Consider the following 9019-nt stretch of genomic DNA (forward strand, 5'->3'; position numbering starts at 1 on the left):
GGAAACCATTGATTGAGACTCTTCTAACGCCGACACGTATCTACGTCAAAACATTTAAAGTGCTCAAAGATAAGATCCAAGCCCTCGCCCATATCACAGGAGGCGGAATCGTCGAAAACTTCCCACGTGTTCTCCCTGAGGGGCTACGTGCGGTTATCACTGAATCTTCTATCCGCGTATTGCCGATTTTCGAGCTTATCGGACAACATGTTGAACGTCATGAGATGTTCCGTGCATTTAATATGGGTGTAGGGATGATTTTGGTGGTTAAAGAAGCTGATGTAGCAGATGCATTGGCTGCAACTGACGGATATGTTATCGGTCACCTCGAAGCAGGTCAACGCGAAGCAGTTTTAGTCTAGCTGTTACGCACTAAAACGAATACATCCGTTTTAGTGGCAAGGACTAAAGTCCTTTGCAATCCCCTAAAGCTACGAAAAACAAAGTTTTTCGAGAAAAAGGTCAGATACTTCAATTATTTTTCCCCCGAAACATACCTAGAGCCACTCCGAAGGCAGTAGTGCCGAGAGGAGTGTAGCGTTCTGTTAAGGGGGGCTTTTCTTTTGCGTACTTTTCTTTTCTAAAAAGAAAAGTATATCACACTATTATTTGAGCATATCCGCACGAGGGAACGTAAACGTCGACTGACGTGTTACCGCCACCTTATCTTTCGCATCTACAGCATACGCATTAATCGTAATCGGAATAACGGTATCTTTACGATCATCATTAACTAACATCTCATCCGTATAAAGGATGACAACTTTTTTCTTAACAACACCCGGTTTTACTTTAAACGGTTTCTCCGGTTTTGCGATTTTGATTTTTCCTTCCATTCCAGCAGGAGCAACAATATCAAAATAGTATTCATGGTCTTCATTTAGAGTGTTTTGCAACAAGAACGTATAGGCATTGTCAACCTCTACTTTTCCTTCATCATTTTTATTGATGGAATACAAACGGTTCTCTTTGTTGATGTTGAGGAGCATATACTCTTTTTTACTTCCCATCATCCCTAAAATAATGCTCACAATAACCAAAATAGCGATGTAGCCCAAAATTTTCGGACGGAAATAGTGCGTTTTACCTTTCATATAAAGGGTCTCTTTTTCACTCGACCATTCAACAAGGCTCGGTTTTCCAAGTTTCCCCATAACCTCCGTACACGCATCAACACATTCTAAACAGTTGATACACTCTAACTGAAGCCCGCGTCGAATATCAATGTGGGTTGGACAGACGGTTACACAACTTTCGCAGGTCGTACACTCAGCATTTGTATTGACCGCTAGAAGATCTTTTTGTTTGGTAAAGAGTTTCTCTTTTTGGTCATTATAGATATCTCCACCACGGTTCGGGTTGTAGATTGCCATAACAGTATCATCATCATACAAAACCGATTGGATACGGGAATACGGACAAACATAGACACAAAAGTTCTCTTGCAAGAAAATAACGTCATACACCAAGAAAAGGACAATCCCGATGATCGCACCCATCAATACGGTATGATCCATCGGATTTTGTATATACGTTAAAAAATCTTCCGGCGGAACGAAATACCACATCAAATCCGCAGCAGCAATAAAGGCTAACCCTGTCCAAATTAAAATAGCAACAAGACGTTTTAGCTTGTTTTCAAACTTAGAGTAATCGGGCTCTTGCTGTTTGTTTTTGATACGTTTACGAAGCCCGAGAAGTGTGGTTTCGATCAAATCACGATAGACGACACGGAAGATAGTTTGAGGACACATCCATCCGCAAAATACACGTCCGCCGAGTACGGTAATACCAAAAACACCGATAAAAAGGATCATCAGTAAAAACGGCATCAAATAGAGCTCTTGCATATCGAATTGTATAAACATCAAATGCAATTTCAGTTTATCAAAACTGAGTAAGAAAAGGTGATTCCCCTCAATAGTAATCCATGGAATTACCAGTGCCATAATCGTTACGATTCCATAAAACCAATACCGTTTAATACGCCAAGGGATCCACCCCGACAAATACTCTTTTCCTTTCTGGGTGATTATTTCTTCACTCATACTTACTCCTTTCTATATATGATTCATCAACCGGACACCGAATTGTTCCGATCACTGTTGCTTCTGCATCTGAATCGTTTCCAATACCGATAATGCCACTTACAACTTCTTTAAGTTCACGAGATTCAATATAATCTTTTAATGAACTTCGACTGACGCCTAATCCTCTGGCAATTGCACTCACACTTTTACGTTTCTTCAGTAATTCAATTATGTGTTCTAAATGAATATCGAATTTAGAGGATGATTTTGACCCGCGAGGACGACCTATCCCTTTTTTTGCATCATCTTGAATAATTTGACGCAATTGATCAATCAGTCCTAGGACGACCATTGTATCACTTTTGCGGTCAATTATAACACCTGGTTTGACTAAGTGTATGGTGTTATTATTCTTAAGTAAACAGCTAAACATTTGAACCACATCTTCGATACAGCTGCTTAAAGTCCATGTATCGTAAATGATCAATATATCACCATCCAACGAGCGAAAAAAGCGTACTACCTCGTGGCGATCAACGAGCCGTTTGTTTTGGGATGTTTGATCCACCATCTCCTCTTTGATGGTAATTCCTTTTTGATCAGCATAGCCATTAATCAATTTAAGCTGTTCATAGACGCCATCAAAATCTTTGTCCGGACGGATATAACTTACAGTCATTGTATGATCAAATCCTCTCTTATGATGAATTTAATCGTCATTCTAGCTTATAATGACGATTAAAGTCAATAGAAAGTTTTATTTTCTCGTCATTATATCCTGATTAATAATAACTATTTCACATTGAAGCTCTATCATAAAGGTTTCTTTCACCCTTTTTTGTGCTTCATTGATTAATAATAAAGCATCTTGATAGGTTCCTTCTCCCATGTTGACGAGAAAATTCGCATGAACTTCACTAAATGCTATTGCCCCATGACGAATCCCTTTTAACCCGACTGCTTCGATTAATCGTCCGGCATAATCTCCAGGAGGATTTTTAAAACAGCTTCCGGCACTCGGATTATTCGGTTGATTAGAACGCATCTGAGAAAACATCTCATAACGCTCAACAGAATAACCATTTTGTGCTTCAAATACCGCTTCAAAGACCACTTCGTTAATCGACGTTTTACGATAGCCGTATTCGATCTCGCTTTTTTGTTTCCAACCGCTTTGGGTACGAATAGCGATTAGGTGATTGAATATCTCATACTCTTTAAGTCCCGCATTCATTTTCAACATGCCCCCTAGTGTTCCTGGGAGCTTCGAGAGGTACTCGAAATGGGCGATATTGTGTTTTTTGCAAAAGGATACAACACGCCCGCCGGGTGTAGCGGCACCGATATGAAGTCCATCATATTCAAGACGAATAAAATCGTACTCTTTAGAGAGGATCATCAACGGTGGCGGGTTTGGAGAAATAAGAACATTATTTGCGGCACCGAGAATAAAGCGTCCCTCTGGGACAACGTCATTTTCGATTAGTGCTACCTCGACCATCGGGCCGATGCGAATGGAGCTGAATTTGGAAAAATCGATGGTTTTGGTATTCATTGCATAAAGGTCGGGATCATATTAAAGATACGGATTGTGAAATCTTGCATTTCATTCATCATCCAAGGCATCGTGAGGATAATGACCACAACAATCCCGATGATTTTAGGGATAAAGCTCAGTGTCATTTCATTGATCTGAGTAGTTGCCTGAAAAATACTCACCGCAAGCCCTAAAAACATTCCGACGAGCAATGCCGGCAATGATAGAATTAGAGCAATTTTGAAAGTCTCAATTCCTAATCCGATCAACTCTTCTTGCATCATGATTACGAGTACATTAATTCAGTGTATTCGAGTGGGATCATAAAATTCTTCGGATCGATTGCCGCATCAAAAAATCCGTGTTTATACCCCAAATCAAACAATACTTCAATCGCTTTATACTGAGTTTCATTAAGCATGATAGACTCATCATTGGCGTAAAGTTCAAGATATTTTTCCAATGTCGGAGCATCAATACGGACAAGATTACGCTCCATCAACATTTTTGAGAGATTCTCTTTGTGATCACGAGCTATTTGTACCGCTTTGGTTAAAAGATTTTCATACGAAATAGCGGAAGTAATCGGTAGTGATCGACGAATCGCCATCCCACCCAGCGGAAGAGGCAAATTTCCCCCTGAGAGCTCACACCAAACATCCCAAAGCTCTCGTTCTACTTCAAGTGATTCATCGTATCCTAAAATAGACTCATGAATTAAAACACCTGCATCCACGACACCGTCTAAAACCGCTTGCTCAATCTCCAAAAAGTTCATATAAATGATTTTTGCATCGGGGTAAGCGATCCGAAAGAGTAACGCATTGGTCGTAAACTTTCCACTGAGTGCAACTTTGAAGCGTTTTTTGAGAACCGTTTCACGTTTGCGGATCAGTTTAGGACCATATCCTTGACCAAAACTCACTGCGGTTCGAAGCAATGCATAATCGTTTCGGATATGAGGGTAGAGACCGAAACTTATCGCACTGATATCGTACGTCCCTTTTAAGGCTTCGGTGTTGAGGCTTTCAATATCTAAAGCAATATTCTCAAAAACTGTATTCTCTTTGCTAACCCATCCAAATTTGATGGCATAATACATAAAAATATCGTCGGCATCGGGAGAGTGTGCTATTACCATTTTTTTCACTGAAAATCCTAATTATAATCTGATGTTACGCACTTTAGGAACAAAGTCCCCAAAGTGGCAGGGACAAATGTCCCTACAACCCCCTAAAGCTACCCGCATCTTTCGAATACGGGAGAATTTATAGTGTACAAGGTCAGTTATTTAATGACAAATCAATTAAATTTTAACCAAATAACGCTAAAATATCTCTATTCCAGAATGCGAATTATTAATATTGCAATTTGTCATATATTTTTAATATATTTCAATTTGTCATATTATGACGTAATTTTAAAACATATTAGTCTCAGGAGAGCACAGCATGATGGATCCAAACAAACTTAAATCGCTTGAACTCGCGATGAAACAAATCGATAAAACGTTCGGAAAAGGGACGTTGATGCGTTTGGGCGACAAAGAGATCGAGCCGATCAATGCAATCAGCACCGGATCTATCGGTCTTGATTTAGCACTGGGGATTGGCGGAGTACCTGAAGGGCGAGTTATCGAAATCTATGGACCGGAGAGCTCAGGGAAAACTACCCTAAGCTTGCAGATTACTGCCGAATGTCAAAAAAATGGCGGTATTTGTGCATTTATCGATGCAGAACATGCCCTCGATATCGGATACGCTAAAAACCTCGGTGTGGATGTCGAAAATCTCCTTGTTTCTCAACCCGATTACGGCGAACAAGCCCTCGATATCGTCGAAACTATCGTTCGCAGCGGAGCAGTTGATCTGATCGTTATCGATTCGGTTGCGGCATTGACCCCAAAAGTAGAGATCGAAGGAGAGATGAATGACCAGCAAGTGGGTGTTCAAGCTCGTTTGATGTCCAAAGCATTGCGTAAACTGACCGGTATTATGCATAAAATGAATTGTACGATTATCTTTATTAACCAAATCCGTATGAAAATCGGAACGATGGGATACGGTTCACCCGAAACGACAACGGGAGGAAATGCATTAAAATTCTACGCATCGGTTCGTATCGATGTTCGTAAAATTGCTACCCTCAAGCAAGGAGAGAGTCAAATCGGTAACCGCGTTAAAGCAAAAGTAATTAAAAATAAAGTTGCACCGCCATTTCGTCAAGCAGAATTTGATATTATGTTCGGTGAAGGTATCTCCAAAGAGGGAGAACTAGTTGACTATGGTGTCAAACTAGACATCATTGATAAAAGCGGTGCGTGGTTCAGTTTTGAAGATACGAAACTCGGGCAAGGGCGTGAAAACGTTAAACAAAAGTTTAAAGATGAGCCGGAATTGGCTCGCACAATTGAAGAAAAAATTAAATCGGCGATGGGTGTTAGTGGCATCATCGCAATGGATGAATCTGATATAGGTGAGGTAGACGAATGATTTTTATTGATGAAGTAAGTGCAATCGAAGTAATGGATTCTCGCGGGAATCCTACTGTAAAAGCAACGGTACAACTAAGTGATGGAACACGTGAAAGTGCAATCGTTCCAAGCGGTGCGAGCACCGGTAAACGCGAAGCGTTGGAATTGCGTGACGGCGATGCTCGTTACATGGGTAAAGGTGTTCTTAAAGCCGTTGAGAATGTGAATACTCAAATTGCTGATAGCATCATGGGTCTTAGTCCATTCAATCAAGCAATGGTTGATGCAGTGATGAAAGAACTCGACGGTACTGAAAATTATGGAAATCTTGGTGCAAATGCTGTACTCGGAGTCTCTATGGCGGTTGCGCGTGCCGCGGCAAAAAGTCTCGGCATTCCTCTTTATCGCTATCTTGGTGGTGCTAATGCAATGGTTCTCCCCGTTCCAATGCTCAACATCATCAACGGCGGAAGCCACGCGGATAACAGTGTTGATTTTCAAGAGTATATGATTATGCCGGTCGGATTTAGTGATTTTGCCGAAGGTCTCCGTGCATCGGCAGAGGTCTATCATAATCTCAAAAAGATTTTAAAAGATCGTGGTGCAAATACCGCACTCGGTGATGAAGGCGGATTTGCTCCAGATTTAAGTTCAAACGAAGAGCCGATCCAAGTCATCATGGAAGCGATCGCTAAAGCTGGCTACAAAGCGGGTGAACAAATTGCCATCGCACTCGATGTTGCGGCATCTGAGCTCGTAACCGAGGGTGGATACCGTCTCGATTCAGAAAATAGAACCGTTACCTCAGAGCAATTGGTCGATTATTATGCTGATCTTTGCGCTAAATACCCTATCGTCTCTATCGAAGATGGTTTGAGTGAAGATGACTGGGCTGGCTGGAAAGTGCTAACCGAGCGTTTAAGTTCAAAAGTACAACTCGTCGGTGACGATTTGTTCGTAACCAATGCGAACATTTTGGCTGAAGGGATTGAAAAAGGGATTGCAAACGCGATTTTGATCAAACCTAACCAAATCGGATCAGTATCCGAAACGATGTTGACCGTTCGTCTAGCACAACGCAATGGCTATAAATGTGTTATGAGCCACCGTTCAGGTGAGAGTGAAGATGCCTTTATTGCTGATTTCGCGGTTGCCCTCAACTGCGGTGAGATTAAAACCGGTTCAACTGCACGAGGCGAACGTACAGCAAAATATAATCGTCTACTTGAAATTGAAACTGAAGTTATGTACGGTGAGTATTTAGGAAGTTCTCTTTTTAACTAATGCAACCATACGATGAGCACCTTCTGGAGAATGTGAAAGAAAGTTTTAGCGAACACTATTTTGGGCTTTCAACGACAAAATTTCTTCTTGCTTCAGGATTTGTTCTAGTTGTAGGCATCTACATGGGATTTATCTTTTTTGGGGACAACTCTCTGAGCGTACTTCTCGATTTAGAAGAACACCAAGATTATTTAAGTGAAGACATTGAGCGTCTCAAAGCAGAAAATGCTATTTTGCAAAAACAGTATTTTGAGCTTAAAGAGCTTGATGCAGATTCACAATAACATGGGAGACGCATGAAACGCTCACTTTTTCTCTCACTTATACTTCTTACACCCCTACTCAGCAGGGAAAACCCTTTTTTTGCTTTAGACCCATCAAAATCACAAAAGCTAACTTCCAATACTATCGAGACTAAGCCACCGATGGGAATCATAAATTATACCCTTCCAGATCAAGCACGTATTTTAAAAGAGGTTACATTTACCATACAAAATCTCGATGGTAGTATTGAAAATCGTAAAATAGTTATTGATCAAAGTATTGATTGGCACCGTAAAATTACTCTATCACAATCTTCTCATAATCAAATTCATTTAGCAAACCATAAAACATCTGCTGATTTTGGTTTTATACGATTTGATGTTAATGGAAAACTACTCTCAATTAGAACCACTGACCCCTTATCACGTCATTTTGTTTTGAGTGATCCTAACCGAATAGTTTTAGATTTTAATCATCATGCAATATTTAAAACAGAGCAAAAACAACTTAATACAGGTATATATCAAAATGTTATGATCAGTAATCATGGAAAATTTGTTCGTGCTACTATCACACTAGATGGTCGATACCGCTATACATTAAAAAAATTAGGTGAATCAATAACAATACTATGTGAGTAATGAGGGAAAAAAGAAAAAGAAGTTCTCTCTCTTACAACTAAGAGAGAGAATAAAATTATTTTACGGCAGCCAATGCAGCGTCGTAGTTTGGCTCTTCTGTGATTTCAGGTACGATCTCTTTGTACGTAACAACACCCTCTTCATTTACTGCAAAGATAGCGCGACATGTTACACCTGCAAGAACTGAACCTCCAAGCAATACACCATATGCGTTTGCAAAATCTTTGTTACGGAAATCTGAACAAACTGTCAATTTATCGATCCCTTCTGCTTGACAAAAACGTCCCGCTGCAAAAGGCAAGTCCAAAGATACGATAGTCGCTTTAACACCTTCGATAGAAGCCGCTTTTGCATTGAAGTTACGAGTTTCAGTAGCACATACACCTGTATCCAATGATGGAACAACAATGATAAGTTGTTTAACGCCTTGAGCGCCACCGACTACTACATCACCCAAACCAGCTGAGTTAACAACGGTTACTTCAGGAGCTTTATCTCCAACATTTACTTCATTCCCGAGAAGTTCTACGTCTGTACCTTTGAATTTAGTCGTTGCCATATTGGCTCCTTGTTTTTATGTTTTAATTTATGAGAGAAGTATATTTTAAATCGGATAATTTAAGTCTGAATTATGGAATAGACATAATGCATTAAGCATTCCTAAAGTTTTGTGCCCAAAAACATTCTATAGTATATACTAGAAAATGTATTTAACCTTATTAGTGATATTATTACGTAACACTGATTAGAATGTAGGAATTTTATATGATTAAAAAAGCGACCACATTGG

Annotated in this window: 11 protein-coding genes; 5 read left to right on the forward strand and 6 right to left on the reverse strand. The window is 40.0% G+C overall.

The features are described 5' to 3' along the window. Nucleotides 1-362: AIR synthase-related protein (locus WA010_RS05920; RefSeq protein WP_422556221.1), on the forward strand; the 362-nt coding region annotated here is incomplete at its 5' end. Nucleotides 363-605: 243 nt separating this feature from the next. On the opposite strand, the gene ccoG is transcribed toward WA010_RS05920, so the two are convergent. The 5 genes from ccoG to WA010_RS05945 form a co-directional block, all read right to left on the reverse strand. Further along, the gene (ccoG, locus tag WA010_RS05925) at nt 606-2048 is read right to left on the reverse strand and encodes a cytochrome c oxidase accessory protein CcoG (protein ID WP_422556222.1); all 1443 of its coding nucleotides are present in this window, start codon (nt 2046-2048) and stop codon (nt 606-608) included. Further along, nucleotides 2041-2709 (reverse strand): hypothetical protein, encoded by a 669-nt coding sequence (locus tag WA010_RS05930; protein WP_422556223.1) that lies wholly within the window; start codon nt 2707-2709, stop codon nt 2041-2043. Before WA010_RS05930 ends, ccoG begins: the two co-directional genes overlap by 8 nt. Before the next feature lie 78 nt (nt 2710-2787). Next, nucleotides 2788-3585 (reverse strand): UDP-N-acetylmuramate dehydrogenase, encoded by a 798-nt coding sequence (locus WA010_RS05935; RefSeq protein WP_422556224.1) that lies wholly within the window; start codon nt 3583-3585, stop codon nt 2788-2790. After that, nucleotides 3582-3848 carry a flagellar biosynthesis protein FliQ gene (gene fliQ, locus WA010_RS05940; RefSeq protein WP_422556230.1) on the reverse strand — a complete coding sequence of 89 codons (267 nt, stop codon included), beginning with the start codon at nt 3846-3848 and terminating at the stop codon, nt 3582-3584. Before fliQ ends, WA010_RS05935 begins: the two co-directional genes overlap by 4 nt. Before the next feature lie 5 nt (nt 3849-3853). Next, the gene (locus tag WA010_RS05945; protein ID WP_422556225.1) at nt 3854-4717 is read right to left on the reverse strand and encodes a menaquinone biosynthesis family protein; all 864 of its coding nucleotides are present in this window, start codon (nt 4715-4717) and stop codon (nt 3854-3856) included. A gap of 304 nt (nt 4718-5021) precedes the next feature. Between WA010_RS05945 and recA the strand changes: the two genes are divergently transcribed. Genes recA through WA010_RS05965 form a run of 4 tightly spaced genes read left to right on the forward strand, consistent with a single transcriptional unit; the run spans nt 5022 to nt 8229 of the window. Next, on the forward strand, nt 5022-6059 hold the full coding sequence (gene recA / locus WA010_RS05950) for a recombinase RecA (protein ID WP_422556231.1): 1038 nt from the start codon (nt 5022-5024) through the stop codon (nt 6057-6059). Next, nucleotides 6056-7324 carry a phosphopyruvate hydratase gene (gene eno / locus WA010_RS05955; RefSeq protein ID WP_422556226.1) on the forward strand — a complete coding sequence of 423 codons (1269 nt, stop codon included), beginning with the start codon at nt 6056-6058 and terminating at the stop codon, nt 7322-7324. Before recA ends, eno begins: the two co-directional genes overlap by 4 nt. 32 nt (nt 7325-7356) lie before the next feature. Further along, entirely contained in the window at nt 7357-7608 is a 252-nt protein-coding gene (locus WA010_RS05960; RefSeq protein ID WP_422556227.1) for a hypothetical protein, read from the forward strand. 12 nt (nt 7609-7620) lie between these two features. Further along, nucleotides 7621-8229, forward strand: coding sequence for an AMIN domain-containing protein (locus tag WA010_RS05965; RefSeq protein WP_422556228.1), 609 nt, complete (start codon nt 7621-7623; stop codon nt 8227-8229). A 55-nt stretch (nt 8230-8284) separates the two neighbouring features. On the opposite strand, the gene tpx is transcribed toward WA010_RS05965, so the two are convergent. Continuing rightward, nucleotides 8285-8788: a thiol peroxidase gene (tpx, locus tag WA010_RS05970; RefSeq protein ID WP_422556229.1), complete on the reverse strand. Its 504-nt coding sequence runs from the start codon at nt 8786-8788 to the stop codon at nt 8285-8287. Nucleotides 8789-9019: the final 231 nt, after the last annotated feature.

The organism is Sulfuricurvum sp., from assembly GCF_049305995.1.
Taxonomy (GTDB): domain Bacteria; phylum Campylobacterota; class Campylobacteria; order Campylobacterales; family Sulfurimonadaceae; genus Sulfuricurvum.